Origin of the sequence: Solidesulfovibrio sp., assembly GCF_029978005.1 — a bacterium.
Taxonomy (GTDB): domain Bacteria; phylum Desulfobacterota; class Desulfovibrionia; order Desulfovibrionales; family Desulfovibrionaceae; genus Solidesulfovibrio.
Genome location: NZ_JARKOZ010000213.1, coordinates 18,046 through 44,129, shown reverse-complemented (window position 1 = coordinate 44,129; position 26,084 = coordinate 18,046). Strand labels below are relative to the sequence as shown.

Annotated in this window: 21 protein-coding genes; 14 read left to right on the top strand and 7 right to left on the bottom strand. The window is 70.0% G+C overall.

Annotation, left to right across the window (positions count from 1 at the left end; all coding sequences use genetic code 11):
- Positions 1 to 205 precede the first annotated feature (205 nt).
- The 3 genes from Q1K70_RS21435 (at position 206) to Q1K70_RS21425 (ending at position 4,079) form a co-directional block, all read left to right on the top strand.
- Positions 206 to 1,762, top strand: coding sequence for a DHA2 family efflux MFS transporter permease subunit (locus Q1K70_RS21435; RefSeq protein ID WP_300164571.1), 1,557 nt, complete (start codon positions 206 to 208; stop codon positions 1,760 to 1,762).
- A 322-nt stretch (positions 1,763 to 2,084) separates the two neighbouring features.
- Entirely contained in the window at positions 2,085 to 2,576 is a 492-nt protein-coding gene (locus Q1K70_RS21430) for a hypothetical protein (protein ID WP_300164568.1), read from the top strand.
- A gap of 303 nt (positions 2,577 to 2,879) precedes the next feature.
- Positions 2,880 to 4,079: an iron-containing alcohol dehydrogenase gene (locus tag Q1K70_RS21425; protein WP_300164565.1), complete on the top strand. Its 1,200-nt coding sequence runs from the start codon at positions 2,880 to 2,882 to the stop codon at positions 4,077 to 4,079.
- A 30-nt stretch (positions 4,080 to 4,109) separates the two neighbouring features.
- Here Q1K70_RS21425 and Q1K70_RS21420 read toward each other — a convergent pair whose 3' ends face one another.
- Positions 4,110 to 4,544, bottom strand: a complete 435-nt coding sequence (locus Q1K70_RS21420; protein WP_300164562.1) for a hypothetical protein — start codon at positions 4,542 to 4,544, stop codon at positions 4,110 to 4,112.
- A gap of 178 nt (positions 4,545 to 4,722) precedes the next feature.
- Entirely contained in the window at positions 4,723 to 6,099 is a 1,377-nt protein-coding gene (locus Q1K70_RS21415) for an SH3 domain-containing C40 family peptidase (protein WP_300164559.1), read from the bottom strand.
- A gap of 130 nt (positions 6,100 to 6,229) precedes the next feature.
- Here Q1K70_RS21415 and Q1K70_RS21410 point away from each other — a divergent pair, with 130 nt between their 5' ends.
- Entirely contained in the window at positions 6,230 to 7,024 is a 795-nt protein-coding gene (locus tag Q1K70_RS21410; protein ID WP_300164556.1) for a SprT family zinc-dependent metalloprotease, read from the top strand.
- On the opposite strand, the gene Q1K70_RS21405 is transcribed toward Q1K70_RS21410, so the two are convergent.
- Positions 7,005 to 7,355 (bottom strand): hypothetical protein, encoded by a 351-nt coding sequence (locus Q1K70_RS21405; protein WP_300164553.1) that lies wholly within the window; start codon positions 7,353 to 7,355, stop codon positions 7,005 to 7,007. The two genes, Q1K70_RS21410 and Q1K70_RS21405, sit on opposite strands and share 20 nt — an antisense overlap.
- Positions 7,356 to 7,478: 123 nt before the next feature.
- On the opposite strand from Q1K70_RS21405, the gene rnr reads away from it, so the two are divergent.
- The 4 genes from rnr to Q1K70_RS21385 are packed head-to-tail and all read left to right on the top strand — an operon-like array spanning position 7,479 to position 13,177.
- Positions 7,479 to 9,701 (top strand): ribonuclease R, encoded by a 2,223-nt coding sequence (gene rnr, locus Q1K70_RS21400; protein WP_300164550.1) that lies wholly within the window; start codon positions 7,479 to 7,481, stop codon positions 9,699 to 9,701.
- A gap of 5 nt (positions 9,702 to 9,706) precedes the next feature.
- Positions 9,707 to 10,117, top strand: coding sequence for a hypothetical protein (locus tag Q1K70_RS21395; RefSeq protein WP_300164547.1), 411 nt, complete (start codon positions 9,707 to 9,709; stop codon positions 10,115 to 10,117).
- Positions 10,114 to 10,968 carry a substrate-binding domain-containing protein gene (locus Q1K70_RS21390; protein ID WP_300164545.1) on the top strand — a complete coding sequence of 285 codons (855 nt, stop codon included), beginning with the start codon at positions 10,114 to 10,116 and terminating at the stop codon, positions 10,966 to 10,968. The genes Q1K70_RS21395 and Q1K70_RS21390 overlap by 4 nt, the downstream gene beginning before the upstream one ends.
- A 4-nt stretch (positions 10,969 to 10,972) precedes the next feature.
- Positions 10,973 to 13,177, top strand: a complete 2,205-nt coding sequence (locus Q1K70_RS21385) for an ATP-binding protein (protein ID WP_300164542.1) — start codon at positions 10,973 to 10,975, stop codon at positions 13,175 to 13,177.
- A 120-nt stretch (positions 13,178 to 13,297) separates the two neighbouring features.
- Here the strand turns inward: Q1K70_RS21385 and Q1K70_RS21380 are convergent, their stop codons facing one another.
- A complete protein-coding gene (locus Q1K70_RS21380) occupies positions 13,298 to 14,587 on the bottom strand; it encodes an ABC transporter substrate-binding protein (RefSeq protein WP_300164539.1) in 1,290 nt (429 codons plus the stop codon).
- A gap of 201 nt (positions 14,588 to 14,788) precedes the next feature.
- Here Q1K70_RS21380 and Q1K70_RS21375 point away from each other — a divergent pair, with 201 nt between their 5' ends.
- The 5 genes from Q1K70_RS21375 (at position 14,789) to Q1K70_RS21355 (ending at position 20,865) form a co-directional block, all read left to right on the top strand.
- Entirely contained in the window at positions 14,789 to 17,296 is a 2,508-nt protein-coding gene (locus Q1K70_RS21375; RefSeq protein ID WP_300164537.1) for an ATP-binding protein, read from the top strand.
- Between the two features lie 145 nt (positions 17,297 to 17,441).
- The gene (locus Q1K70_RS21370) at positions 17,442 to 18,119 is read left to right on the top strand and encodes a response regulator transcription factor (RefSeq protein WP_300164534.1); all 678 of its coding nucleotides are present in this window, start codon (positions 17,442 to 17,444) and stop codon (positions 18,117 to 18,119) included.
- A complete protein-coding gene (locus tag Q1K70_RS21365) occupies positions 18,106 to 19,479 on the top strand; it encodes a HAMP domain-containing sensor histidine kinase (RefSeq protein WP_300164531.1) in 1,374 nt (457 codons plus the stop codon). The genes Q1K70_RS21370 and Q1K70_RS21365 overlap by 14 nt, the downstream gene beginning before the upstream one ends.
- 787 nt (positions 19,480 to 20,266) lie before the next feature.
- Positions 20,267 to 20,521, top strand: a complete 255-nt coding sequence (locus Q1K70_RS21360) for a type II toxin-antitoxin system HicA family toxin (protein ID WP_300164528.1) — start codon at positions 20,267 to 20,269, stop codon at positions 20,519 to 20,521.
- Complete coding sequence (locus tag Q1K70_RS21355) at positions 20,518 to 20,865, top strand: type II toxin-antitoxin system HicB family antitoxin (RefSeq protein ID WP_300164526.1); 348 nt, start codon at positions 20,518 to 20,520, stop codon at positions 20,863 to 20,865. Before Q1K70_RS21360 ends, Q1K70_RS21355 begins: the two co-directional genes overlap by 4 nt.
- 42 nt (positions 20,866 to 20,907) lie before the next feature.
- Here Q1K70_RS21355 and Q1K70_RS21350 read toward each other — a convergent pair whose 3' ends face one another.
- The 3 genes from Q1K70_RS21350 to Q1K70_RS21340 form a co-directional block, all read right to left on the bottom strand.
- A complete protein-coding gene (locus Q1K70_RS21350) occupies positions 20,908 to 21,522 on the bottom strand; it encodes a class I SAM-dependent methyltransferase (protein ID WP_300164523.1) in 615 nt (204 codons plus the stop codon).
- Positions 21,523 to 21,554: 32 nt separating this feature from the next.
- Positions 21,555 to 22,082 carry a YchJ family metal-binding protein gene (locus Q1K70_RS21345; protein WP_300164520.1) on the bottom strand — a complete coding sequence of 176 codons (528 nt, stop codon included), beginning with the start codon at positions 22,080 to 22,082 and terminating at the stop codon, positions 21,555 to 21,557.
- A gap of 67 nt (positions 22,083 to 22,149) precedes the next feature.
- On the bottom strand, positions 22,150 to 23,487 hold the full coding sequence (locus Q1K70_RS21340; protein WP_300164517.1) for a glutamine synthetase family protein: 1,338 nt from the start codon (positions 23,485 to 23,487) through the stop codon (positions 22,150 to 22,152).
- A 260-nt stretch (positions 23,488 to 23,747) separates the two neighbouring features.
- Between Q1K70_RS21340 and Q1K70_RS21335 the strand changes: the two genes are divergently transcribed.
- Positions 23,748 to 26,081: a tetratricopeptide repeat protein gene (locus tag Q1K70_RS21335; protein WP_300164514.1), complete on the top strand. Its 2,334-nt coding sequence runs from the start codon at positions 23,748 to 23,750 to the stop codon at positions 26,079 to 26,081.
- Positions 26,082 to 26,084: the final 3 nt, after the last annotated feature.

The following is a 26,084-nucleotide window of genomic DNA, read 5'->3' as shown; positions in this document are numbered from 1 at the left end:
CGCGAAATGCGTGCATGTGCATTCGTCGGACAACATGCTTTAGTTGCACTATTTTTCTGTAAAAATACTATCGTATTTTTACAGGGACGCAACACTAGGGCGGCGTCCCTGAAAATACGTCGGGATTTTCAGGGAAACAGCATTTTTTCCGCATGCCTTCCGCAGGGCCTGCGCAACCGCTTCCCGAGGACAAGACCGTACGCCCATGAGCGAGCGCGCCCCCAACAAGTGGCTCATCACCCTGGCGGTGATGGTGCCGACGCTCATCGAGATCCTCGACACCTCCATCGCCAACGTGGCCCTGGGGCACATCCAGGGGAGCCTCTCGGCCGGCCAGGACGAAGTGACCTGGGTGCTCACCTCCTACCTGGTCTCCAACGCCATCGTCATCCCCATCAGCGGCTTCCTCTCGAAGGTGTTCGGCCGGCGCAACTACCTGCTGCTGTCCGTGGTGGTTTTCACGGTCGCCTCCATGCTCTGCGGGCTGTCCACCAGCCTCGGCATGCTCGTGACCTTCCGCATCATCCAGGGCATCGGCGGCGGCGGGCTGCAACCCATGTCCCAGGCCATCCTGCTCGAGGCCTACCCGCCGCGCGAGCGCGGCCTGGCCATGGCCATCTTCGCCATGGGCGCGGTGCTCGGCCCCATCCTCGGGCCGCTTTTAGGCGGCTACATCACGGACAACTATTCCTGGCGCTGGATCTTCAACATCAACGTGCCCGTGGGGCTGCTGGCCCTGGGGCTCATCTGGCTCTACATCAAGGACCCGGACTACCTGGAGCGCCGCAAGAAGGGCGATTCCGTGGATTACGTGGGCCTGGCGCTTCTGAGCCTGGGCCTGGGGTGCCTGCAGATCGTGCTCGACAAGGGCCAGCAGGACGACTGGTTCAACGACGACTTCATCCTGACCCTGTCGGTGGTGGCCGCCGTGTGCCTGACCGCCTTCGTGGTCTGGGAGCTGCGGGTCAAGGAGCCCATCGTGGACCTCAGGGTCTTCTCGGACCGCAGCTTCGCCACGGGCAACGTGGTCATGTTCTTCGGCTTCTTCGCCTTTTTCGGCTCCATCGTGCTGTTGCCGCTGTACCTGCAAAACCTCATGGGCTACACGGCCTTTCTTTCCGGCGTGGTGCTCGGCCCGGGCGGACTCATCATGCTGGTCATCCTGCCCGTGGTCGGCAAGCTGACCCAGCGGATCGACGCGCGCTACATCCTGTGCGTGGGGCTTCTGGTCAGCGCCTATTCGCTTTTCAACATGTCCGGCTTCAGCCTGGGCATCGACCTCGGCACGGCCGTGACCGCCCGCAACATCCAGGCCGTGGGCATCGCGTTTTTCTTCGTGCCGCTGTCCTACCTGACCATGGCCTACATCCCCAGGCAGGGTATGAACAACGCCTCGGCGGTGTTCAACCTGCTGCGAAACCTGGGCGGCTCCTTCGGCGTGGCCTTCGTCACCACCCTGCTCGCCCGCCGGGCCCAGTTCCACCAGGCCCGCCTGATCGAGAACCTCACGCCCTACGACCTGGCCTACCAGTCGACCTACGACCAGATCAAAGCCTACCTCGAGGCCAAGTTCCTGGGCGTCAACGACGCGGCGCAGATGGCCGCGGCCGCCATGTACAAGCTCCTGCTCCAGCAGGCCAACGCCATGGCCTTCTGCGACGTCTTCCACGCCCAGGGCCAGATGTTTCTGGGACTGGCCGTGCTCATGTGGATCATGAAGAAGCCGCCCATGGGGTCCAAGATGCCGGAAGGCATGCACTAGCCCGGGCCCGGCGTCCCGGACACGACCGTCCGTGGCGGCGCGGACGTCGCGCCGCCGCCGAAATGCCGGCAATCCGCCGAGCGTTCACGGCCGTGCCGAAATCCGCGCCGCCCGTCTTCCCGCCGCCACGGCGGCCGGGACGGGGGCGTCGCGCCAACCTCTCCCCGGCATTCCCCTTTTCGCCATCGCCCCGGTCGGACGTTCGGGCCGACTCCCGCGCCTTTTCCCTGGCACGGCCCTGGCAAATGCCGTAGGCATGGAATCCTCGCGCCCCCGGCGCGTCCCGCCACCCAAGCCGCGCCAAACCCGCAGGAGATGCCCCATGAACGTATCGCGCACGGCCGCCGTCCTGGCCCTGACCCTCGGCTTGCACCTGGCCCTCGCCGCCCCCGGCGAGGCGTTCAAACGCAAAAGCACGGTCACCGGGCCCGGCGACCGCACCGTGACCAACGAGGCGACCACCGTCCGGACCCCGGGCGGCTACAACCGCAGCGCCACCACCACCGGGCCGGGGAACAACGCCGTCACCCGCAATTCCGCCGGCCGCTACGACCCGGCCAGCCAGTCCTTCAGCAGCGGCAGCACCGCCACCGGACCCGGCGGCGCGACCACTTCCCGGGCCGCCACCACCAGGCGCACGCCCGGCGGCTACAACCGCAGCGCCACCTACACCGGCCCCAACCAGAACTCCGTCAACCGCTCCTCCCAGGGGCAGTGGGACCCGGCCACCAAAACCTGGAACAACACCACCACCTACACCGGCCCCCAGGGCAACAGCGCCGACGTCAACCGCTCCACCACGGTCGGCCCGTAGGCCGGCCGGGACGGGCAATGTTCATAGGGAAAACTATTTCGGGTCAGATATTCCCACCCGGCTCTGGCCTTGTTTCATTTTTACCCGCACCCGCCAGCCCCCGCCAGGGGCCGCTCGACGCCCCCCCCGCCCGGCCCCGGCGCGCCCGGCCGGGCCGCCGGCGGGGTCATATGGCCCGACCATAACGCACACTTTGATATAATACATCGATATAACATGCTTTTTTATATGGCATGGGAATTGATGCACCTGACCCGGCAAGCCGTGTACCGACCCGCACGGACCCGAACCGGGAGGCACGACATGGGCGGCTGGGAAGCCAAGATCGACATTCGCAAGGTATTTCTGCTCCAGGCCACGCGGCCAAAGACCTACTTCGGCGTCGGGGCGCTGGGACACCTCGACGGCATCCTCCAGGAAATGGCCGCCGCGGGCCTCGACAGGCTGCTCGTGGTCACGGACGCCGTGGGATACAAGGCCAGCGGAGCCTGGAACGCCATTTTGCCCATGCTCTCGCGCCACGTGGCCTTCGAGCATTTCGACGGGGTGCGGTCCAATCCCACCTACGCCAACGGCGAGACCGCGGCCAAGCTCGGCCGGACCCTGGGGGCCAAGGCCGTGCTCGGCATCGGCGGCGGCAGCGCCCTGGACACGGCCAAGACGGCCGCGGCCCTGCTGCGCCACCCCGTGCGCAAAGCTTCGGATTTCTACGAGAAAGGCGTGCCCATCAGCGCCGCGCTGCCCATCGTCGCCGTCAACACCACCCACGGCTCGGGCTCGGAATGCGACTGCTTCGCCGTGGCCCAGGCCGACGGCGAGGACAAGCCGGCCCTGCGCTCGCCGCACCTCTACCCGACCCACGCCATCGAGGATCCGAGCCTCATGACGTCCCTGCCGCCGCGCCAGACCGCGCACACGACCTTCGACGCCTTAAGCCACGCCGTCGAGGCGGCCACGGCCGTGACGGCCTCGCCCTACTCCATCGTCCTGGCCAGGGAGTCGGTGCGCCTCATCGCCGCCTGGCTGCCCACGGCCCTGGCCCAGCCCGAGAGCCTGGCCGCGCGCTACTGGCTGCTCTACGCCTCGGCCATCGCCGGCATGAGCTACGACCGGGGCATGCTCCACCTGGCCCACGCCCTGGAGCACTCCATGAGCGCGCTCAACGCCGACATCAGCCACGGCGAGGGTCTGGGCATCCTCATGCCCTCGGTGTTGCGGGAGATCTATCCGGCCGCGCCCGAGGCCCTGGCCGAGGTGCTGTCCCCCATCGTGCCGGAGCTGCAGGGGGTGCCGGGCGAGGCCGAACGGGCCGAGCGGGGACTGCGCGAATGGTTCGCCGCGGTCGGTCAGCCGGCGCGCATGACCACCTACTTCACCGGGGCCGACGTGCCGGCGCTCACCCGCATGACGCTTCGCTCGTCGCTGTCCCGGATGCTCTTGCCTCTGGCCCCCCTGCGCGTGGACGCGGGCGTGGTGGAGCGCATCTTCCAGCGGGCGCTGTAGCCGGGGCGGATTCGCCGGGAAAGGGCCGCTCTAGCGCAGGCGCGGATAGCCCTTGGGCGCGTCGTCGGCCAGGACCAGCCAGAAGGCCGCCGCCCAGCCCCAGACCGCGTTGTCCGCGGCCACCACGAGCGGGGTGAGGTCGCCGAGCCCCATGCCCCACATGCCGGCGGCCGGATCGCTCGGGAAGACCGCCAGCAGTTGGACCAGGGTCGGCCCCAGGCTGACCAGCAGCCCCCGCCAGAACACGGAATCCGGCATGAAGCGCGGCGTGAGCAAAAGCCCCCAGAGGCCGCCCAGGACGAGTCGCGGACAGAGCCAGGCCAGGGTCCATTCCGGAGCCAGCTTCACGTTCATGGCCGCGGTCCAGCCGTACTGCCCGGCCATCCACAGCAGCACGCCGCCGACCAGCCCCCCGACCAGGCCGGCGGTGAAGCAGAGACTTATCCAGCCGAAGAAATTACGCATCCTCACCTCCCTCGTCAGCCGCGGCGCGGTCGCCCGCGCCCGTCCCGGGCGGCCCTCCCCCTCCCGGGCGCGGCGGTTCACGCCAAATCGCGATCAAAGCCGCATTCCGTGTCCGCCCCTCGCGGCCCGCAAAAACGCGGCGTCCCCCGGCCGCGCGACCCGGCCGCGCGGCCCGGCGTCAGTTCGGCCGTGCCAGGATGGACATGGACCGCACGCGGTTGAGCAGAATATGGGTCGGTCCCACGGCCGGGATCTCCTCCCCGGCCCGAAGCGTCGTCACTACGGCCCGGCCGAGCACCAGCCGGCCGTCCCGGCCGCCTTCGCCGAAGGTCCGCAGCCCCCAGATGTCGTGGTAGACCACCGGCCTCCCCTTGTACTGGCCCACGTAGACGAGGATGTGTCCCTGCATCCACACCAGGGTGGCGAAGGGCACGCCCTGGCCGACGATGGCCGCCTCCTTCTGGTCGTTCGGGAGGTCGCCGAGGGGGATGGAGCCGCCGTAGGAGGCCTGGCTGGCGGAATTGCGCGGCAGGTAGATGCCGAAGGGCACGTACAGGTCGTGGGTCAGCGCCGAGCAGTCGCGTTTGCCGTCGATGCCGCCCCAGCCGTAGACCTTGCCCATGAACTGGTTGCCCACGGCCGCCACGTTGCGCGGGGTCATGGGCATGGGCATGGGGACGGCCGCGCCGGCCGGCAGGCGCACGCGGCGCAGCTCGGCCGCGCCCGAGGCGGCGCGCACGGGCACGAGGGCCGTCAGTCCCGAGGCGTCCGGCGGCCCGGCCAGGGCGAAGACCGCGCCCACGTCCACGGTGATGCCGACCTCCGGCAGGGCGGTCTGGTCCCTGACCACGGCGGCGAGCCTGGTGGTGGCCATGGCGGCCATGGCCGCCTCGTCCACGTAGGCCACGTCCGTGGCCGGCAGCCAGCCGAAGGTCAGGGCGGATTCGGCCAGCAGCCACGAGCCGTCGCGGCTGGCGTGGGTGACCAGCACGGGCGTTCCCGGCGGCAGGGCGGTGTGCTGGAGATAGTCGAAGGGGTAGCCTTCGCCGGGCAGGCTCGGGTCGGCGAAGCGGGGGCTGGCCGTGGGCATGCCGCGCAGGTTGGTGTTGCGCACGGTCACGGCCTTGCGCACCACGTTGGGATAGCTGTTCAGGCCGGCGGCGGCGTGCAGGGAGGCGGCGAGCTCCGGCCCGTTGCGCTGGCCGTTCGCGCCGAATCCCGGCGCTTTCTCGAAGCGGCGGAAGATCTCCTCCACGGCCTTGCGGGCGTAGCCGGGCTTGGCCATGCGCCAGGGCGCGGACCATTCCTGGACGAAATTCTCCAGGCGAAGCCCGATCTGCTCCTGGGGATAGAGCGGCTTGTCCGCGGTGTCCGGGCGCAGGTAGGCGGCGAGGTCCTGGGGCAGGACACGCAGGTCCTCGACCTCGCCCTTGCCCAGGGGCCGGGTCGGCGGGGCCAGGGGGCCGGACGGCGGCGGCGGCTTGGCGCAGCCGAAGGCCAGAAGGGCGGCAAGGACCAGCAGCGGGAAAAGGCGCAGGCGCAACGGGCGGTGCATGGCGGAAAAGCTCCCTTGGCCGGCTTGACGGCCGGCGCGGCCACCGACTATCCGGTTGCCGGGAAGGTAGACGTTGGCGCAATCGAAGACAAGCCCGATCCGGGCTGCAGGGGCCTGAAAGGTTATGGCAATGCGTCGTCAGAGGCCGTTCGACGCGGCGGAGACGGCCCGGTTGATGGGCCTCGGCCTGCCGCCGGCCCTGCCGGTGTCGGTGCGCGTAAGCGCCCGGGCCCGGGGCATCGTGCTGCGCATGCTGCCCGGCCGGGGGCTCGAGGTGGTCTCGCCGCCGGGGGTGGCCCCGGCCTTTCTGCTCCAGGCCGTGGAGGCCCGGCGGGAGTGGATCTCCCGGACATTTTCGCGCCTGGCCGCCGAGGGCGGCTTCTCGCCCCGGCCGGCGGCGGCGACGCGGCCGGGGCGGCTCGTGCTCACGGCCTTTTCCCGGCAATGGCGGCTCGACTACCTGGCCAAGGACCGCCAGGGCTGCGCCGTGACGTCGCGCGGTCCGGGGGAACTGGTCGTTTCCGGCGCGGTGGGGGACCCGGCGGCCCTGGCCGCGGCCCTGGGCGCGTTTTGCCGCGACCGCGCCGGGGAACTCCTGCGCCCGGCCCTTAAGCAGGTCTCGTGCGAAACCGGCCTGTCCTACGCCGGGCTCACCATCCGGGCCCAGCGCACCCGCTGGGGAAGCTGCACGGCCAGGGGGCGCGTGAGCCTCAACTACACCATCGCCTTCCTGCCCTGGGAGCTGTGCCGGCTGGTCATGGTCCACGAGCTGTGCCACACGGTGGAACTCAACCATTCGCCGCGCTTCTGGGACGTGGTGGAGCGTTTCGTCCCGGGCTGCCGCGAGCTCGACGCCCGGCTCAACACCGCCCGGCACTACCTGCCCCTGTGGCTCGAGGCCGCGCCTACGGCCGCTCGACCGTGACCTCGTCGATCGCCTCGCCGCTGAAATAGAAGACCGAGATCGCCTCCTGCGCGCCGCGAACGACCACCAGACGCCCGAGCGGCCCGTCGTCGGCCAGGGCGAGCAGCGCCTCGCACACGGCCGCCGCCTCCTCGGCCGGGCAGGCCTGGCAAACCGCCTCGAAGCGCAGCGACTCCGGGCCGGGCGTCACCTCCAGGAGCGACACCTCGAGCCCGGCCAAGGCCCCGGCCAGAACCTCGCCGGCCTCGGTCTCGATCTCCCCCACCCGTTCGTAGGAATATTCTTCGGGATAGCGTATTTCGCCGAGCAACAGACAAGGCGCGTCCCGCATAACGGCTCCCAAACTTTTTTTTCGACAAATACCATGACCGTAATGGCCCGGCAACGCGCCTGCGGGCTTGTGCCCCGCCCCCGGGGGCGGTAGGAGACTGGGAGCGCCACATCCGGAGGATACATGGGAGCCAGGAGAAAACGGGGGAAATCCCCCAAGGGACAGGGCGCGACCCTCGACGCAGCCGTCGTGCTGCGCATATTTCGTGAAAGCGGCAAGCCTTTGTCGGACAAGGAGGTGGCGCGAGGCCTCAAGGGAGTTGTTTTCAAATTCCACGATCTGCGCCACCTGCTCGAGGAACTGCGCGAGGCCGGCAAGCTCATCCGCGTCCAGAAGGGCTGGGGACTGGTGGAAAGCATGCGCCTGGTCACGGGCGTGCTCGAGATCAGCCGCTCGGGCGTGGGCTACGTCATCCCCGACGACAAGCGCCGCAAGGACATCTTCATCCACCCGAAGGACATCGGCAACGCCTGGCACGGCGACCGGGTGGCCGTCGCCGTCACCCGCGAGCGCAAGGACAAGAACCACGAAGGCCGGGTGGCCCGGATCATCGAGCGCGGCATCACCCGGCTCCCCTGCCGGGTGATCAAGCGCCTGGCCCCGGACCTGTTCCTGTGCCGCCCCACGGACGCCCGGCACACCATGAGCTTCATGGTGGACTACCTGCCGCCGCACCCCGGCGATCCCGAACCCGTGCCGGACGACATCATCAGCGTCGGCATCGGCGAGGAGATCGAATACAAGCTCTACTCCGGCAAGGGCCTGGAGCTGCTCGGCGCCCAGGGCGACGTGGCCGTGCAGGAACGGCTGGTCAAGCTCAACCACGACATCCCCGGCCCCTTTCCGGCCGCGGCCCTGGCCGAGGCCGAGGCCCTGCCCGAGGTCCCGGGCGAAGCCGACTTCGCCGGCCGCAAGGACCTGCGCGATCTGCCCTTCGTCACCATCGACGGGGCCAAGGCCAGGGACTTCGACGACGCCGTCTACGTGAAAAAGCGCGGCCGCGGCTACACCCTGTGGGTGGCCATCGCCGACGTGTCCCATTACGTGCCCGAAGGCAGCGCCCTGGACGAAGAGGCGCTTACGCGCGGCAACTCCTACTACTTCCCCCAGTCCGTGGAGCCCATGCTGCCCGAGCGCATCTCCAACGGATTGTGCAGCCTCAACCCCAACGTGCCCCGCCTGGCCATGGTGGCGGAGATCGACTTCACGGCCAAGGGCCTGCCCGGGCGCACGGACTTCTACCCGGCGGTCATCGAGTCCAAGGCGCGGCTGACCTACGCCCAGGTCAACCGGGCCTTGCTCCTCGGCGACGAGCAGGAGCGCCAGAACATCGCCGCCGTGCTGCCCATGCTGACCACGGCCGAAACCCTGGCCCGGGCGATAAACGCCGTGCGCGCCGCGCGCGGCAGCCTGGACTTCGACCTGCCCGAGCCGGAGATCCTCTTCAACTTCCAGGGCGAGACCCAGGACATCCGGCCCAAGGTGCGCCACTTCGGCCACCAGATCGTGGAGGAGTTCATGGTCGCGGCCAACGAGGCCGTGGCCCGGTTCCTGACGGAAAAGGGCGCGCCCGTGCTCTACCGCGTGCACCCCGAGTCCGACCCGACCAAGGTCGAGGCCCTCTTCAAGCTGCTGGCCACCACCGACCTGGCCACCAAACTGCCGCCCGCCCCGGGGCCGGGCGACCTGCCCATGGTCCTGCGCGAGGCCTCGGGCTCGGACCTGGACTTCCTGGTCAGCCGGCTGGCGCTGCGCACCATGATGCAGGCCTCCTACTCGCCCAAGCTCGAAGGGCATTTCGGCCTGGCCTCCACCTGCTACTGCCACTTCACCTCGCCGATCCGCCGCTACGCCGACCTGGTGGTCCACCGCTCGCTCAAAAACGTCTTCGCGGGCAAGCCCGTTTCGGAAAAGCGGGCGGCGCGGCTGGCCAAGGTGGCCGAGCACATCAGCCGCCGCGAGCGGGTGGCCATGGAGGCCGAGCGCGAGATCTTAAAACGCGTGACCGTGCACTTCCTGTCCGACAAGGTCGGCCGGCGCTTCACCGGGGTCATCGGCTCCATCGCCGACTTCGGCTTCTGGGTGGAGCTCAAGGAGGTCATGGCCGAGGGCATGGTGCGCCTGTCGTCGCTGTCCGACGACTACTACACCTACTTCCCCGAGCGCCACGAACTCATCGGCGAGCGCACGGGACGCCGCTTCCGCCTGGGCCAGCCGGTGGAGGTGGAACTGACGGGCGCGGACATGGGCCGCCTCTCCGTGGACCTGGGCCTGGTCGAGGGCGGCGAATCGCCCCTGGCCCTGCCGACGCAAAAGCGCAAGTCCTCGCGGCGGCGCAGGAAATAGCGGCCGTGGGAGCCTGGCGCGACGGGATCTACGCGGCCCTGGCCGCCGGTTGGCTGTGCGTGGCCGCCGGCACGGCCATAAGCGACTGGCCGACCCCGGCCAAGCTCTCGCGGGAGCGTCTGCGCCTGGCCCTTTTGTGGGCCAACGCCCTGGACAAGGACCTGCGTCCGTACGACACGCCCATCGGCCCGGATCCCGACGCCCAGTACCAGGAGCTGGTGGCCGACTACACGGCCCGCTTCGGCGACCGTTTCGACATCGGGTTCGTGGCGCGGCGGCACGCCGACGCCCTGGCCGGCATGGACCGGGAACGGGCGGGCGTCGCCGCCTTCGCCCTGGCCTCCACGGCGGCGGTGTGGGGGCTTCTGGCGACGATACGCAAACTGCTGGGCCACCCCAGAGCGGAGGACGCATGAACGCCAAAGCTCCCCGGGCCGCGCGCGCCCTGGCGGTCCTGGCGGCCGCCCTGCTCCTTTTGTGCCTCGCCCTTCCGGCCCGGGCCGCGGCCCCCGTGGTGCTCGCCATCCCCGGCACCGGCGACAGCGAGGAACTCCTGCGTACGTTGGCCGCGCGCCACATGCGCGAGAACCCGGACGTGCGCATCGAAGCGCCCGATTCCATCGGCTCCACGGGCGGCATCAAGGCCGTGCTCGCGGGCAAGGCCGAGCTGGCCCGCACGGCCAGGCCGCTTCGCGACGAGGAAAAGGCCCAGGGTCTCGTGGAGGTCGTCTTCGCCAAAGCCCCGGTGCTCTTCGCCGTCAATCCCTCGGTCACGGGCGTGGAATCCCTCACCAAGGCCCAGGCCCTGGACGTCTTTTCCGGGAAGCTGACGGACTGGGCGACCCTCGGCGGCCCGGCCGGCCCCATCCGCAAGATCTGCCGGGAGACGCCGGAAACCAGCCGCGAGGTCCTCAACGCGGCCATCCCCGGCTTCGAGGCCCTGGGCTGCGTGGACCAGGCCGTGGCCTACTCCACGCCCGAGGCCGTGTCCCTGGCGGCCGGCCACGCCGGGGCCATCGGCTACTTCTCCAGACCGGCCATGGCCGCGAGCCAACTCAAGCCCCTGGCCCTGGACGGGATCGCGCCCACCCCCGAAAACGTCAGCCGCGGCACCTACACGCTCTTCATCCCCTTCGCCCTGGTCTACAAGCCGCCGTTGTCCCCGGCGGCGGCCGACTTCCTCGCCGCCCTGGGCCTGCCCGACGCCCGAACGGCCATGGCCAACTACGGCTGCCTGCCCCTGCCGGTCAAAGCCGCCACGCCCTGAGCCCATGCTGCGCTCCTTCAGGAACCAGATGCTCCTGGGCCAGTTCGTGCTGGTGGCCCTCCTGACTCTGGCCCTGGGCGCCGGCGTGTTCCATGTCGCCGCCTCCATCCTGGAGGACAAGGAGCGGGAGAAGATCCGCCTGCTGGCCGAATCCCTGGCCCGGGAGACGGCGCTGACGGCCGGGCAGTGCGAGCGCATCATGCGCCTGCTCGTTTCCAGCCAGCAGTTCGAGGACTTCCACGGCAGCCACAACTACCATCTGCTCCAGTCGCTTTTCGACCGCTACCGGGCGGACTTCGTTTCCCTGTCCTACTTCAGCCCCCGGGGCGAGCGGGAATACGCCGCCTCGGGCCAGGGCTACACCGACAGGGTCGAGCCGCAGGCGGCCGAGCCCGTGGCGGCCGCCGCCCTGGCCGCCCCGGGGACCATGGCCCACGCCGTGCGCCCGGCCGGCCCGGGCGGGGGCCCGACCCTGATCCTGGCCCTGGCCCGGCGCTCGCCCTTCGGCGAGGACATGGGCGCGATCCTGGCCGCCGTGCCCGTTTCCTCCATCGCCCGGGGGGTGCTCGTGCTGCACATGGCCCAGGGGGGCGGCGCGGTCCTGGCCGACGCCGAGGGCCGGCTGCTCTTCACCGAGGGCCTGGCCGCCCTGCCCGACAAGGTGGCCCCGGGCTCCCCCCTGGGACGCGCCCTGGCCGGCCAGGAAGAGGTCGTGCGCCAGGACGTCTTCGAAGGGCAGCCGCATCTCGTGGCCGCCGCCCCCGTGGGCAAGTACGGCCTGTCGGCCGTGGTGGCCCTGCCGCGCCGCACGGCCATCGACGAGGAGCTGGGGCGGCTGCGCCTGCTCGTGGCCGCGGTGGCCGCGGCGGCGGCCTTCCTGTCCACCACGGCGGCCATGTGGTGGACGGGCGGCCTGTCCCGGCCCATGGCCCGGCTGGCCGAGGCGGCCAGGCAAGCCTCGGGCGGCGATTTGTCCGTGCGCGCCCCGGTGGGCGGCCCCCAAGAGGCGCGCGAGGTCGCCCTGGCGTTCAACGCCATGACCGAGGGCCTGGCCGCCTCGCAAGACGCCCTCACCCAGGCCAAGCGCTCCCTGGAGGGCATCCTGGCCAACATGAACGAGGCGATTTTGGTGGTGGACCGGGAAGGCCGGCTGACCATGCTCAACCGGGCCGGTCGGGAGATGCTGGGCTACGCGCCGGGCGAGGCCGAAGGCCAGCCCGGGGCGGCGTTTTTGCCGCCGGGCGATCCCCTGCGCACCTTCCTGGACAACGCCGACAGCCAGGACCTGCTCGCCGCCGGCGGCGTGACCGGCATCGAGAAGACCCTCGTGCGCAAGGACGGCCGCAGCGTGCCGGTGCTGGTGTCCTTGGCCCTGCTGCGGGGCCAGGGGGACCGGGAGGAGGGGGTGGTGTGCCTGGCCATGGACATCACCGAGCGGCGGCGGGCCGAGGACCTGGCCCGCGCCCGCAAGGCGGCCGAGGCCGTCAGCCGGGCCAAGACGGAATTTCTGGCCGTGGTCTCCCACGAGATGCGCACGCCGCTCAACATCGTGCTCGGCATCCTGGAGCACCTGCGCGACCTGCCCCTGCCGCCCCTGTCGCTGGCCGGCCTGGACCAGGCCCTGGCTTCCGGGCGGACCCTGCACGAGGTCATCGAGGCCATGCTCGACTACGCCAGCCTGGAGGCCGGGCGCGTGCTCCTGCGCCGCCAGCCCTTCGACCCGCGCCGGCTGGCCGCCGGCACGGCCGACCGGTTCGCCGCCGCGGCCAGGCTGCGCGAGGTCGCCCTGACCGTGGTCGTGGACCCGGACATGCCGGCGCGGCTCGTGGGCGATCCGGCCCGCCTGGACCAGGTGCTGGCCAACCTCGTGTCCAACGCCGTGCGCTTCACCCGGAACGGCCGGGCCACGGCGCGCCTGTTCCTGTCCCCAGCCAGGGAGCATCTGCGGCCGGGGGCCAGGCCCCGCCTGGTGATCAACGTGCGGGATACGGGCATCGGCGTGGCCGACGCCAAGCTGGAGGCGATCTTCGAGCCCTTCACCCAGCAGGACGCCAGCTCCACCCGACGCTTCGGCGGCCTGGGCCTGGGCCTGGCCATCACCCGCCGGCTGCTGGCCCTCATGGAGGGGAACCTGTGCCTGGACAGCCGGGACGGCGAAGGCACGGACGTGTGGGTCAGCCTGCCGGCCGAGGAGCTTCCCCCGGCCTGAGCCCGCCGGCGTCGCCTCGACGACTCCGCGGTATTTTTCAAGGCAACAAAACGGGCAGGCGCTGTCGTCTTCGACGCGGCCGGGCCGGCCGCGCGGCGTCCGCGGCCGGCCCGGGCGGGATCACTTCTTGCCGGAGCCCAGGAACAGCTCCTTGGCCGTGCCCGGCTCGAACTGGTAGCGGGCCACCTTCTGCCAGAAATACTTGCCGTCCTCGTTGCCGAGCGCCCAGAAATCGAAATCCCAGTCCTCGCGCCGGTCGCCGTGCTCGTTTAAGGCCAGCCAGCCCGTGACGCCGTACATGCGCTCGCACACCTGCGGCAGCATCTGCTTGAACCGGGCGAAATCCCCGGACCCGCCCACGGCCTGGGCCGTGAAGAAAAGCGCCCAGGCCGCGTCGTAGGCCGCCGACGCCTGGGTGTCGGGGAACACGTCGGTCTTGTCCTGGATGCGCTTTTCCGTGAGCGAATAGACGTTGGCCCCGCCCTCGCCGTAGCGCGGGCTGGCCAGGCGCACCTTCATGGCGAAGGCCGCGCTTTCCGGGTCCTTGGCGATGGGGTCGTACATGGCCGTGCCGTCGCAGCCGTACCAGGGCACGGCCGTCAGTTCCGGCCGCTTGGAAGCCGCCTTGAGGATGGGCACGATCTCCTCGCCGCCGGCGAAATAGACCGCCGCCTTGCCGCCCTTGCCGCTTTTGGCGGCCTGGGCCAGCTGTCTGGCCAGGTCGTCGAGGATGGGGGCGAAGTCCTTGCGGTCCGGGGAATAACGCGAGCCGGGCTGGACCGCGCCGCCGAGCTGCTTGAACCGGGCCTTGACGTGCACCGTCAGGTCGTCGCCCATGTGGTCGGCGCGCCACAGGGGCACGACCACGCCCACGCCCTCCTGGCGCATGAGGCTCGTCACGGCCTCGGCCTGGTAGGTGTCCGACGGCGACACGCGAAAGAGGTTGTCGCCTTTTTTGGCCAGCGACGGCCGGGAACTGCCTTGGCTCACGAGCAGGATGTTGTTCTTGTCCGCGAAGTCCAGGCAGGCCTCGACCTCGTCGTCGCCGTAGGGACCGATCACCACCCGGATGCCCTTGCCGGCCAGGGCCTTGAGCTTTTCCAGGGCCTGTTCCGGGGAGCTGCCGGTGTTTTCCACGGCGAAGCTCATCTGTCCGCCGTAGCCGGAAGCGGCCAGGTAGGCGTTGATGTCGGCCTGGGCCAGATCCAGGGCGACCTTGGAGGTCTTGCCCCGCTCGGACAGGGGGCCGGACAGGGGAAGCAGCGCGCCGAAGGCGTAGCCGCCCGCCTTTTGCGCCCTGGCCGCGCCGCAAAGGGCCAGAAGAAGCGCCAGGGCCGCGCAGGCCGCGGCGAGGCCGCGCCCGGCGCGTGGGCCGCGGCGCGCATGGTCGTCCTTTCTTCGCAGGTTCATGTCCGCTCCTTGCTCCCGGGCGCCCGGCCCGGGCAGGCGCATGACGCGCCTTTGTGCCCATACCCCCAAAGCCGGCAAAAGAAAACCGGACGCCCCCCCTCCACGCCGCTCCCGAACTCTTTCCAAGGCCCCCGGCTTGTTTTATGGAAAAGCAAGGGCGTTCCTTCCAAGCACACGCACCCAGCGCCCGGAGGATTCCGCATGGCCGACGCCTCCAGCCCCGACGAGAGCGACGCCCGCCCGCTGCGCGACGCCGCATCCACGCCCGCCGACGCGCCGTCCCCGGACGGACGCACGGACGACGTCCCGGAGGAGACGGCCCGGCTCATCGACGAACTGCGCCGCAACCAGGCCGAACTGCAACGGCACAACGAGGAGCTGCGCCGCACCCAGGCCGAACTGGCCGAGGCGCGCGACCGCTATGCCAACCTCTACGATTTCGCGCCCGTGGGCTACTTCACCCTGAACAAGCGGGGCGTGATCCTGGAGGCCAACCTCAAGGGCGCGGCCATGCTCGGCCAGCAGCGCCCGGACCTGGTCGGCAGGCCCTTCCTGGAGTCCATGCCCCGGGGGGAGCAGGCCGCCTTTCGCGGCCGCCTGGCCCGCATCCTCGAATCGGGCCGGCCGGAAACCCTGGAACTGCGCCTCGGCCGCCGCGACGGCAGCCGGTTCCAGGCCGAGATCATCGCCGAGCCGCAGGCCGCCTCCGTCGATCCCCTCGTTTCGCCGAACGTGCGCATCGCCGTGACCGACGTCACCGCCCGGCGCGACTCCGACGAAGCCATGCGCCTGGCCAACCGCATCCTCGAGGCCAGCCCGGCCTACGTCATCCGCTACCTGGTCAAGGGCGGCGAACCCGGCCCGGTGGAATACGTCTCCTCCAACATCGACCGTTTCGGCTTCTCCCGCGAGAAGCTCCTGGCCGGGGCCGTCTCCCCCCGGGATCTGGTCCATCCCGACGACCTGCCCCGGGTCGAGGCGGCCGTGCGGGAAAATGCCGCCGCCGGCGTGGACGCCTTCGGCCTGGCCTACCGCCTGCGGACCCGGGACGGACAGGTGCGCCACGTCACGGACCGCGTCCGGCTGCTGCGCGGCCAAAGCGGACGCCTGCGCGCCGTGGAAGGGCTCATCCTGGACGTGACCGAGGAGACGCAAGCCCGCAAGGACCTGGAAGCCGTGCTCGACAGCGCGCCCATCCCCATCGTCAAGGTGCGCGTGGCCCCGGACGGCGACCGGATCCTGGCCTACCAGAACCCCGCCGCCGCGGACCTGTTCGGTCCGGAGGCCGTGGGGGCCTCGTGCAAGAGCTACCTGTGCAACAAGGAGGCCTGCCCGGCCCTGGCCTCGGACACCGGGCTGGTGCGCGACCGTGAAAGCGCCGTCATGACGCGCTCGGGCCGGCGCATCATGTACAAGACCGCCTGCAAGCTGCCCGAGGAGCCGGCCATCATCGAGGCCATGGTGGACGTCACGGAGCTCATGCGCACCCGCGAGCGCCTCACCCGGGCCATGGAGGCGGCCGAGTCCGCCAACCGGGCCAAGTCCGAGTTCCTGGCCACCATGAGCCACGAGATCCGCACGCCGATAAACGGCATCATGGGCATGACCGAGCTGGCCCTGCAGACGGAGCTGACCCCCGACCAGCGCGAATATCTCGACCTGGCCCGCCAGTCCGCCCTGTCGCTGCTCGACATCATCAACGACATCCTGGATTTCTCCCGCATCGAGGCCGGGCGCATGGAGCTGGCCGGCGAGCGCTTCTCCCTGTCCCACATCCTGGGCCGGTGCCTGCGGCTTTTCGGCCCCCAGGCGGCGCGCCACAACGACGTCCTGTCCCTGTCCATCGCGCCGGACGTGCCCGACGCCCTGGTCGGCGACCCGGGCCGGCTGCTCCAGATCGTGGGCAACCTGGTGTCCAACGGCATCAAGTTCTCCAAGGACGGCGCCGTGCGCGTCTCCGTGGAAACCACCCCGCCGGTCCAGTGCCCCCTGGGCAAGGCCGTGGAGAATCCCGTTACCCTGCTTTTCGCCGTGGCGGACGAAGGCATCGGCATCGCGCCCGACAAGCAGGAGCGCATCTTCGAGGCCTTCACCCAGCTCGACGGCAGCCTCACCCGCGACTTCGGCGGCACGGGACTGGGGCTTTCCATCTGCAAGAGCCTGGTCGCCCTCATGGGCGGCCGGATGTGGGTCGAATCCGCGCCCGGGGCGGGCAGCACGTTCTTCTTCACCGCCGTCATGGGCCAGGCCTGCCGGCCGGCCCCGGCCGAGACGGCCGCCCCGTCGCCGGCGAACGAGGCCCTGCCCGCCCTCGACATCCTGCTCGTGGAGGACAACTGCATCAACCAGATCGTGGCCAAGCGGCTGCTGGAGCGGCGCGGGCACCGGGTCACGGCCGTGGATTCGGGCCGGGCCGCCCTGGAAAAGCTCGGCGAAACGGCCTATGACTGCGTGCTGCTGGACGTGGAGATGCCGGAGCTCAACGGGCTCGAGACCGTGGCCAGGCTGCGCGACGCCGCGGTGTTCGGCCAGGCGGCCTCCGTGCCCGTGGTGGCGCTCACCGCCCACGCGGTCAAGGGCTACCGGGAGCGGCTGCTGGCCTCGGGCTTCGACGACTACGTGTCCAAGCCCATCGACATGCGCGAACTGGCCGCCGCCCTGCGCCGGGCGGCGGCCAAGCGGGCCGCGCCCACCGGCGGCGCAGTCTAGCGGGGCGTTCGCTCACAAACACGGCGATATTTGTTAGCGAAAAACACTTATTACAAAATATTGCTCTCAAAATTCGTTTGCTCGAATTTCGGGAACGCGACCCTAGGGCCCGCATCCGCCCGAAGCGGCGTCAAAGGAGGCCGGCATGCGCCTTTTGATCGTCGAGGACGACCTGGAAGCCGCCGCCTACATGGTCAAGGGGCTCAAGGAATCCGGCTACGTCGCCGACCACGTGGCCGACGGCCGCGAGGCTCTGTACCGGGTGGCGGCGGAAAGCTACGACGCGGTCATCGTGGACCGCATGCTGCCGAGCGTGGACGGGCTCACCATCGTGCGCACCATGCGCACGGCCGGCAACCACGCCCCGGTGCTCATTCTTTCGGCGCTCGGCGACGTGGACGACCGGGTCAAGGGGCTGCGGGCCGGGGGCGACGACTACCTGGTCAAGCCCTACGCCTTCGCCGAGCTCCTGGCCCGCCTGGAGGCCCTGCTGCGTCGGGGCCGGGCCGACCCGCCGGACACCACCCTGAAGGTGGCGGACCTGGAGATGGACCTGGTGGCGCGCACGGTCAAGCGCGCCGGCAAGCCCATCGAACTCAAGCCCAAGGAATTCGCCCTGCTCGAATACCTCATGCGCCATGCCGGGCACGTGGTCACCCGGACCATGCTGCTGGAAAACGTCTGGGACTACTCCTTCGACCCCCAGACCAACGTCATCGACGTGCACATCAGCCGGCTGCGCCAGAAGATCGACAAGGGCCACGACAAACCCCTGCTCGCCACCATCCGGGGCGCGGGATACAGCCTGCGTGATTCCAACTAAGCTCCTGCGTTCTTCCACGCTTCGCCTGTCCATCATCCACATGGCCGCCTTCGGCCTGTCGGTGCTGGTGCTTTTGTGGTTCATCTACACCTCCACCGCCGGCTTCATGGAACGCCAGACCGACGAGACCATAAACGCCGAGATCCAGGGCCTGGCCGAGCAGTACAGCCAGCTCGGGCTCACGGGCCTGATTCGCGTCATCAAGTCCCGGGTGGCCAAGGACAAGGCCGGGTCGAGCGTCTACCTGCTCACGGACTGGAAGTTCAACCCCCTGGCCGGCAACCTGCCCGAGTGGCCCAAGTTCAAGGACACGGGTTCGGGCTGGTTCGACGCCACCCTGGAGGACACGGAAAATTTCGAGCCCCGGCGCGTGCGCATGCGCTACTTCCTTTTGCCCGGCAACTTCCACCTGGTGGTGGGGCGCGACGTGTCCCAGCGCCTCAAGATGGACCGGCTCATCATGGACGCCCTCATCTGGGGCCTGGGGCTCACGCTGGTGCTCGGCGGCGTGGGGGGCCTGCTGACCAGCCGCTGGATGCTCAAGCGCATCGACGTCATCAACAAGGCCAGCCGGGAGATCATGGCCGGCGACCTGACGCGGCGCATCCCCAGCCGGGGGGCGGGGGACGAGTTCGACCGCCTGGCCGGAAACTTAAACGCCATGCTGGACCAGATCACCAAGCTCATGGACGGGGTCAAGCAGGTGTCCAACAACATCGCCCACGACCTGCGCGGCCCCCTCAACCGCATCCGGGCCGGGCTCGAGATTTCCCTGGCCAAGAGCCGCACGCCCGAGGAGTACCAGGCCGTGCTCGAGGCGACCGTCACCGAGATCGACAACCTGCTCATGACCTTCAACGCCCTGCTCACCATCGCCCAGGCCGAATCCGGAGCCCGCCGCCAGGACTTCACGGACATCGACCTGGCCAGCCTGGCCGCCGACGCGGCCGAACTCTACGACCCCCTGGCCGAGGAAAAGGGCCTGGCCCTGCACCTGTCCCTGGCCCCGGGCGTGACCGTGGCCGGCAACCGCCACCTGCTCTCCCAGGCCCTGGCCAACCTCCTGGACAACGCCGTGAAGTACACCCCGTCCGGCGGCTCGGTCTCCCTTATGGTGAGCTCCGCCCCCGGCGGGCCGGAACTCACCGTGGCCGACACCGGGCCGGGCGTGCCGGCCGAGCACCGGGAACTCGTGCTCGAGCGCTTCGCCCGCCTGGAATCGAGCCGCAACACCCCGGGCAGCGGCCTGGGATTGTCGCTGGTGGCGGCCGTGGCCGGGCTGCACCGGGCCACCCTCACCCTGTCGGACAACGCTCCGGGCCTTCGCGTCACCGTGGCCTTCCCCCGGGCCGGGAAGTAGCCGGGCGGGATGCCGCCACGGAAAGATGAACTTTCGTTCATGTGACGGTAATCTCCCCTCCATCCCGGCATTCTATCCGATAGTCGTCGGTGTTGGCGAGTTCGCCCCGCCGGCCCCGAGTAGCCCAAAACAAACCCTCTGTTTTGCCGTGCCAGGCGGTTGGCCCCTCCCTTCCGCAATGGCCCATGGTCGCTCTCCCCTCCTTACGAAAGCCCCCGCTCCCCGGCGGGGGCTTTCGTTTGGCCGAGGCGCCGCTTCCGGGCGGGTCGATTCCTAACCAGAATTCATGTTTCAGCCATGCCGGGTCCATGGGCCGGGCCTAGGTTGTCCTCGACGGCGCAAACGGCTTCCCCTCTCCGGCCAGCGCCGTCGTTCATTGCCGCGAAACACCATGGCGGGCGTCCCCCCCCTCCCGCCCAAGCCGTGGCAGCCTCTCCCTCCTCACACGAAGCCCCCGCCTCCCCACGGCGGGGGCTTCCTTTTGCAAGCCTACTCAAAGTTCATGCACAGGCCATTCGCCCTCCATGATCCATTGTTACTTCATACTCGACGGCGACTGGACACCCCTCTGACCGGGACGCCGTCCGAGGCGAACCGGGCGTGCACCACGCCCGAGCGCCCCGAAGACAGACTCTCTCCTCCCTCCTTAAGCAGGCCCCCGCATCCCCGGCGGGGGTCTGTGTTTTTCGGAGGGTTCGGTCTTGAGTCGGGGAATTCCATGCCCGGCCTTCCCGAACGCTCCATTCGCCTGGCTTGACATGATACCAAGCAATACTCCTATTGACGCATGAACGCCAAACAGGCCAGGACGCTGGAGGCCATCTTCGCCGACCCGGTACGTTCCGGCCCGTATTGGCGCGACATCCTCGCCTTGTTCAAAGCCCCCGGAGCCGAGGTGCGGCAAGGAGACGGCTCCCGTATACGGGTGCGCCTCAACGGCGTGCGGGCGATGTTTCACGAGCCGCACCCCGAAAAGACGACGGGCAAGGGCGCGGTGAAATCGGTGCGGCTCTTTCTGGAGAGCGTGGGGATAACGCCATGAATGCGCTGAGCTACAAAGGATACGTGGGGATTTTCGACTATGCCCCCGGCGACGAGGCCTTTCACGGGCATGTCATCGGCATGCGCGACATGATCCATTTCTCGGGAGCTTCCATCGAAGCCTTGCGGGCCAGCCTGGCCGCCGGGATCGAGGACTACCTGGGCATGTGCGCCGAGGACGGCGTGTCGCCGGAAAAACCGTATTCGGGGAAAATCGGGCTTCGCCTCGGCCCGGACCTGCACCGGCTGGCCGCGACGGCGGCCAGGGCCGAGGGTAAAAGCCTCAACACCTGGATCAGCGAAGCCGTGGAGCGGCAGGCCAAGGCCGCCATCGCGGAGAAGTAAGGGAAAAACGGCCGCGGGCGGCCGAGCAGGACTCCGCCGCCTTCATCCCGCGCCGGACTCCGGACGACAGGCTGGCGTCCTCGCCGCCGTCCCCTCCACCAGATAGGCGACGATGGGGTCGCCGGGCTTGTTGACGAGCTCGTAGCGGGCCGCGCGCCAGGCGGCGAAATCGAGCCCCCGGCAGAAGGCGTCCACGGCCGCGGCCTCCTCGGGGCCGCCTTCATGGCCCGTGTAGCAGACCACGGCCGCCAGCCCGTCCGGGGCCAGGACCGCCAGGGCGGCGTCGAGGGCGGCCAGGGTGGTGTCCGGGCGGGTGACGACCGAACGGTCCCCGCCCGGGCGAAAGCCCAGGTTGAAGACCACGGCCCGCACCCGGCCGTGGTCCCCGGCCGGCAGCGCCTGGCCAAGGCCCTCGTGGCCCACGGCGTGAAGCCTCGCCGCCCCGGCCAGTCCCGCCCCGGCCAGTAGCCGGTTGGTGCGTTCCAGGGCCTCGGCCTGGACGTCGAAACAGTGCACCACCCCGCCCGGGGCCGTGCGGCGGGCCAGGAACAACGCGTCGTGGCCGTTGCCCGCCGTGGCGTCCACGGTCACGTCGCCCGGGCGCAAAAGCCCGGCCAGGCGCGACTGGGCGAAGGTCAGCGCGGCGGTGGTCAGCATGAAGCGGCGCGAAGCGACGGGCCGGGCATGGGTCAGGCCCCGCAGCAGCGTTTGTATTTCCTGCCGCTGCCGCAGGGACAGGGGCTGTTGCGACCCGCCGCTTTCGCCCGCGTCCCGGGCCCGGGCGGAGGCGACTCCTGCCCTCCTTCCTCCGTGGCCCCACCGCCGGGAGCGCCGTCCACGTAGTACCAGCACCCGGCCTTTTTCCTGAAGCGGCTGACTTCGTGGAGTTCCTGGGGTTCGCCGGCCTTTTCGTAGGCGGCCACGAACGCCACCACCCCGGTCTCGTCGTCCGGGCCGCCGTCCGTGGCGGCCAGCACGGTCAGGCCCTTCCAGACGACGTCGGCGCAAAAGGCCCGGGCGGCCACGAGGTCGAAGGCGTCGCGCCGGCGCGGCCAAAGCGTTCTCTTGAGGTAGGCGAAGTCGCCGCGCGCGTAGGCCGTGTAGCGCGAGCGCATGAGGGCTTCGGCCATGGGCGCGGCCAGACCCCGGTCGAGGTACGGGCCGCAACAGGCGGCATAGGGCCGGCCCGAGCCGCAGGCACAGGCTTCGTCGGTCATGACGGGCTCCTTGAAACAGGCAAGGGGCCGCCCAAGGACGGCCCCCCGGAAAACGCCTCGCGGGCGGCTACAGGATCGGCAGGTAGCGCTCGATCTCCCATTCCGTGACTTGCGTGCGGTAGGCGTCCCATTCGGCCTTCTTGTTGTCGAGCAGGGCCGTGTGCAGGTGGTCGCCCAGGATCTCGCGCATGAGCTCGCTTTTCTCCAGATTGTCCACGGCCTCGCTCAGGCTGCCGGGCAGGGAGGCGATGCCCTTCTCGGCCATCTCGGCGTCGGTCATCTTGAAGATGTTCTCCTCGATGGGCGGGGCCAACTCGTAGCCTTCCTCGATGCCCTTGAGCCCCGCGCCGAGCATGGCCGCGAAGCACAGGTACAGGTTGCAGGCCGGGTCGGGGCTGCGCAGCTCGATGCGGGTGGCCGCCTCCTTGCCGGGCTTGTACATGGGCACCCGCACCAGCGACGACCGGTTGCGCCGGGCCCAGGCGATGTAGACCGGGGCCTCGTAGCCCGGCACCAGCCGCTTGTAGGAGTTGACCCACTGGTTGGTGACCAGGGCGAATTCCGGGGCGTGGCGCAGAAGTCCGGCGATGTAGCTCTTGGCCTCGCTCGAGAGGTGGTAGGTGTCGGAGGCGTCGTAGAAGGCGTTTTTCGAGCCCCGGAACAGCGACTGGTGGCAGTGCATGCCCGAGCCGTTCTCCCCGAACAGGGGCTTGGGCATGAAGGTGGCGTAGCAGCCGTGCTTGCGGGCGATCTCCTTGACCACCACCCGGTAGGTCTGGGCGTAGTCGGCCATGATCAGGCCTTCCTGGTAGCGCAGGTCGATCTCGTGCTGGCTGGGCGCCACCTCGTGGTGGCTGTATTCCACGGCCACGCCCATGGATTCCAGGGCGAAGTTGATGTCGCGGCGCACGTCGTTGGCGAGATCGCGGGGCGGGGCGTCGAAATAGCCGCCGCGGTCGAGGATCTGCGGCTGGGAGGAATTGGCGAACAGGAAAAATTCCAGCTCCGGGCCGACGTAGTAGGTGAATCCCAGGTCGGCGGCCTTTTTGAGCATGCGCTTGAGCACGTAGCGGGAGTCGGCCGCGAACGGCGTGCCGTCGGGATTCTTCACGTCGCAAAAAAGCCTGGCCACCGGACGGTCGGAGGGCCGCCAGGCCACCAACTGGAAGGTGGAGGGGTCGGGAAAGGCCACCATGTCCGATTCCTGGATCTTGGTGAACCCGGTGATGGAGGAGCCGTCGAAGCCCATGCCCTCCTCGAAGGCGTTCTCGAGCTCCCGGGGGGTGATCTGGAAGCTTTTGAGCACCCCGAGCACGTCGATGAACCAGAACTGAATGAAGGAGACGTTGTAGTCCTTGACGGCCCGCAGGACGTCGTCCGCGTTTTTGCAGTGGAAAACCGCCATGCCTGTTTCCTCCTGTATGGGTTTCAAACCTCGTAGCCCCTTGCGCTTCGGAAAACGCCGCCCGGCCGCACGGCGGGCCCAAAGGACCGCGACGGCGCGCCAGACCAGCCAGCGCCGACCACACCCCATTTCCCTGGGTAGCCCACTCCCCTTCACGCGTAAAGCCCCGATCCGGGGAAACGGAAAACGCCTTGGTTCGGCACGCGACTTCTGATAACCGTGACCGTAATCTCCCCAATCCCTCAGCCAGGACGGCAGCCATGCGCGCACATCCCGAAACGGCGGACACGGACCTTTCCGGCGACCCCAAAGAGGCCATCGTCGCTCTCGTGCGCGCCGGCCGCGACCGGGAGGCCGAGGACAGGGCCCGGGACTGGGCCGGGACGCATCCCGGGGAAGCCTTCGGCCATGCGGTGCTCGGGTCGCTGCTCCTGGGGCGCGGCCTGGCCGGGGAGGCCCTGCCGCACCTGGCCCTGGCGGCGCGGCTCGCGCCCCGGGCGGCCGAAGTGCAGGTCAACCACGGCCTGGCCCTGGCCGAGACCGGCGACCCACAGGCGGCCCTGGCCTGCTACGACCGGGCCCTGGAACTTTCCCCGAGCTGCCTGCCGGCCCTGACCAACCGGGGCGGGGCGCTGGAGGCCCTGGGCCGGCCGGAGGAAGCGCTTGAAAGCTACGACACGGCCCTGGCCCTGTGCCCGGACCACGCCAAGGCCCTGTACAACCGGGGCAACGCCCTGCGGGACCTGGGCCGACAGGAAGAGGCTCTCGGCAGCTACGCCAGGGCGCTGGCCCTGGCCCCGGACTACGCCTTCGCCCGCGTCAACCGGGGCATCGTCCTGGCCGACCTCGGCCGTTCGGGCGAGGCCGAGGCCGAAGCCCGCCAGGCCCTGGCGGCGGCCCCGGGCCTGCCGCAGGCCCTGGACCTCGTGGCCCGCTGCCTGCTGGCCCGAAACGCCGATCCGGCCGAGGCCATGGCCCTGGTGGAGCGCTCCCTGGCCCTGGACGACGGGGTCGAAGCCAAGCGGCTTTTCGTGGCCTGCGCCACGCGCCTGCCGGCGCGGGCCTTGGCCGGCGGTCTCGCCGGGCACCTGACCCGAGCCCTGGCCGAACCCTGGGACCGCCCGGAGCGGCTGGCGGCCACGGCCGCCCTGGTCCTGGAGAGCGACCCCGTGGTCGGCCCCTGCCTGGACAGGGCCGTGGCCGCCTGGCCGGCGGACATCGACGCGGCGACGCTCTTCGGGCCGGCCGGGCCGGCTCCCCTTGGCGCGCAACAACTTTTGACCGCCTTGCTCGAATCCGGGCCGGTCTGCGCCGTGCCCCTGGAGCGGCTGTGCACCCTGGCCCGCCGGGCGCTGCTCGCCCTGGCCGAGGCCGGGGACGCGGGCGTGACGGCCGATCCCGACGCCCTGCGCTTTTTCGCCGCCCTGGCCGTGCAGTGCCACGTCAACGAATACGCCTTCGCCGCGACCGATGACGAGGAACGGCGGGCGGCGGCCCTGGCCGCCGGGCTCGGCGAGGCCGGGACGTCCGTCCTTTCCCTGCTGGCCGCGGCCGCCTACCTGCCCCTGGCTGACCTGCCGGACGCGTCCGCCCTGGCCGAGGCCCCCTGGCCGCCGGCCGCCCGCCACGTGCTGGCCGTGCAGGTGCGCGAGGTCCTGGCCGAGCGGGCCCTTCGCCGGACCATGCCCCGGCTCACCCCCATCGAGGACGAGGTGTCGCTGCGCGTGCGCCGCCAGTACGAGGAGCACCCCTACCCGCGCTGGACCCGCACCGCGCCGGCCGACGCGCCCCAGGGCCTCGACGGCTTCCTGCGCCGCCGTTTTCCCCGCGCGCCTCTCGCGCCCCGCGGCGGGTCCGGCCGGCTCGACGTGCTGGTGGCCGGCTGCGGCTCGGGCCGCCACACCCTGGAAACGGCCCGGCGCTTTCGCGGGGCCGAGGTGCTGGCCGTGGACTTGAGCCTGGCGAGCCTGGCCTACGCCAAGCGCAAGGCCGCCGAGGCCGGGGCGGCCAACATCCGCTTCGCCCAGGCCGACATCCTGGCCCTCGGGTCCCTCGACCGCCGTTTCGACCTGATCGAGTCCTCGGGCGTGCTGCACCACCTGGCCGACCCACACGCCGGCTGGCGCACCCTCGCCGGACTGTTGCGCCCGGGCGGCGTCATGCGACTGGGCTTTTACAGCGCCCTGGCCCGGCGCGACATCCCCCGGGCCAGGGTGCTACTCCAGATGCGGGGCTACGCCCCGACCACGCCCTCCCTGCGCCGCTGCCGCCAGGAGTTGCTGTCGCTTCCCCAGGGCGATCCGTTGCGCCGCCTGCTCATGCAGGACGTCTTCACCATAAGCGGCTGCCGCGACCTGTTCTTCCACGTCAGCGAGCATACCGTCACATTGCCGGACATTGCGGATTTCCTGGCGCGACACGGGCTGACCTTTCTTGGCTTCGACATCGAACCGGAAACGCTGGCCGATTACATGCGCCGTTTTCCGGACGATCCGGCCGCCACGGACCTCGGCCACTGGCACGACTACGAAACGGAACACCAAGATACGTTCCTGGAAATGTATCAATTCTGGATACAAAAGAATCCTTATTGATTT

Excerpts from the sequence above, each read along its gene's own strand:
- Q1K70_RS21340 (WP_300164517.1), bottom strand. The coding sequence starts at position 23,487 with ATGGCGGTTTTCCACTGCAAAAACGCGGACGACGTCCTGCGGGCCGTC.
- Q1K70_RS21350 (WP_300164523.1), bottom strand. The coding sequence starts at position 21,522 with ATGCTGACCACCGCCGCGCTGACCTTCGCCCAGTCGCGCCTGGCCGGG.
- Q1K70_RS21380 (WP_300164539.1), bottom strand. The coding sequence starts at position 14,587 with ATGAACCTGCGAAGAAAGGACGACCATGCGCGCCGCGGCCCACGCGCC.
- Q1K70_RS21410 (WP_300164556.1), top strand. The coding sequence starts at position 6,230 with ATGCGTCGTCAGAGGCCGTTCGACGCGGCGGAGACGGCCCGGTTGATG.
- Q1K70_RS21435 (WP_300164571.1), top strand. The coding sequence starts at position 206 with ATGAGCGAGCGCGCCCCCAACAAGTGGCTCATCACCCTGGCGGTGATG.
- Q1K70_RS21370 (WP_300164534.1), top strand. The coding sequence starts at position 17,442 with ATGCGCCTTTTGATCGTCGAGGACGACCTGGAAGCCGCCGCCTACATG.
- Q1K70_RS21420 (WP_300164562.1), bottom strand. The coding sequence starts at position 4,544 with ATGCGTAATTTCTTCGGCTGGATAAGTCTCTGCTTCACCGCCGGCCTG.
- Q1K70_RS21355 (WP_300164526.1), top strand. The coding sequence starts at position 20,518 with ATGAATGCGCTGAGCTACAAAGGATACGTGGGGATTTTCGACTATGCC.
- Q1K70_RS21415 (WP_300164559.1), bottom strand. The coding sequence starts at position 6,099 with ATGCACCGCCCGTTGCGCCTGCGCCTTTTCCCGCTGCTGGTCCTTGCC.
- Q1K70_RS21425 (WP_300164565.1), top strand. The coding sequence starts at position 2,880 with ATGGGCGGCTGGGAAGCCAAGATCGACATTCGCAAGGTATTTCTGCTC.
- Q1K70_RS21375 (WP_300164537.1), top strand. The coding sequence starts at position 14,789 with ATGGCCGACGCCTCCAGCCCCGACGAGAGCGACGCCCGCCCGCTGCGC.
- Q1K70_RS21405 (WP_300164553.1), bottom strand. The coding sequence starts at position 7,355 with ATGCGGGACGCGCCTTGTCTGTTGCTCGGCGAAATACGCTATCCCGAA.
- Q1K70_RS21390 (WP_300164545.1), top strand. The coding sequence starts at position 10,114 with ATGAACGCCAAAGCTCCCCGGGCCGCGCGCGCCCTGGCGGTCCTGGCG.
- Q1K70_RS21385 (WP_300164542.1), top strand. The coding sequence starts at position 10,973 with ATGCTGCGCTCCTTCAGGAACCAGATGCTCCTGGGCCAGTTCGTGCTG.
- Q1K70_RS21360 (WP_300164528.1), top strand. The coding sequence starts at position 20,267 with ATGAACGCCAAACAGGCCAGGACGCTGGAGGCCATCTTCGCCGACCCG.
- Q1K70_RS21335 (WP_300164514.1), top strand. The coding sequence starts at position 23,748 with ATGCGCGCACATCCCGAAACGGCGGACACGGACCTTTCCGGCGACCCC.
- Q1K70_RS21430 (WP_300164568.1), top strand. The coding sequence starts at position 2,085 with ATGAACGTATCGCGCACGGCCGCCGTCCTGGCCCTGACCCTCGGCTTG.
- rnr (WP_300164550.1), top strand. The coding sequence starts at position 7,479 with ATGGGAGCCAGGAGAAAACGGGGGAAATCCCCCAAGGGACAGGGCGCG.
- Q1K70_RS21345 (WP_300164520.1), bottom strand. The coding sequence starts at position 22,082 with ATGACCGACGAAGCCTGTGCCTGCGGCTCGGGCCGGCCCTATGCCGCC.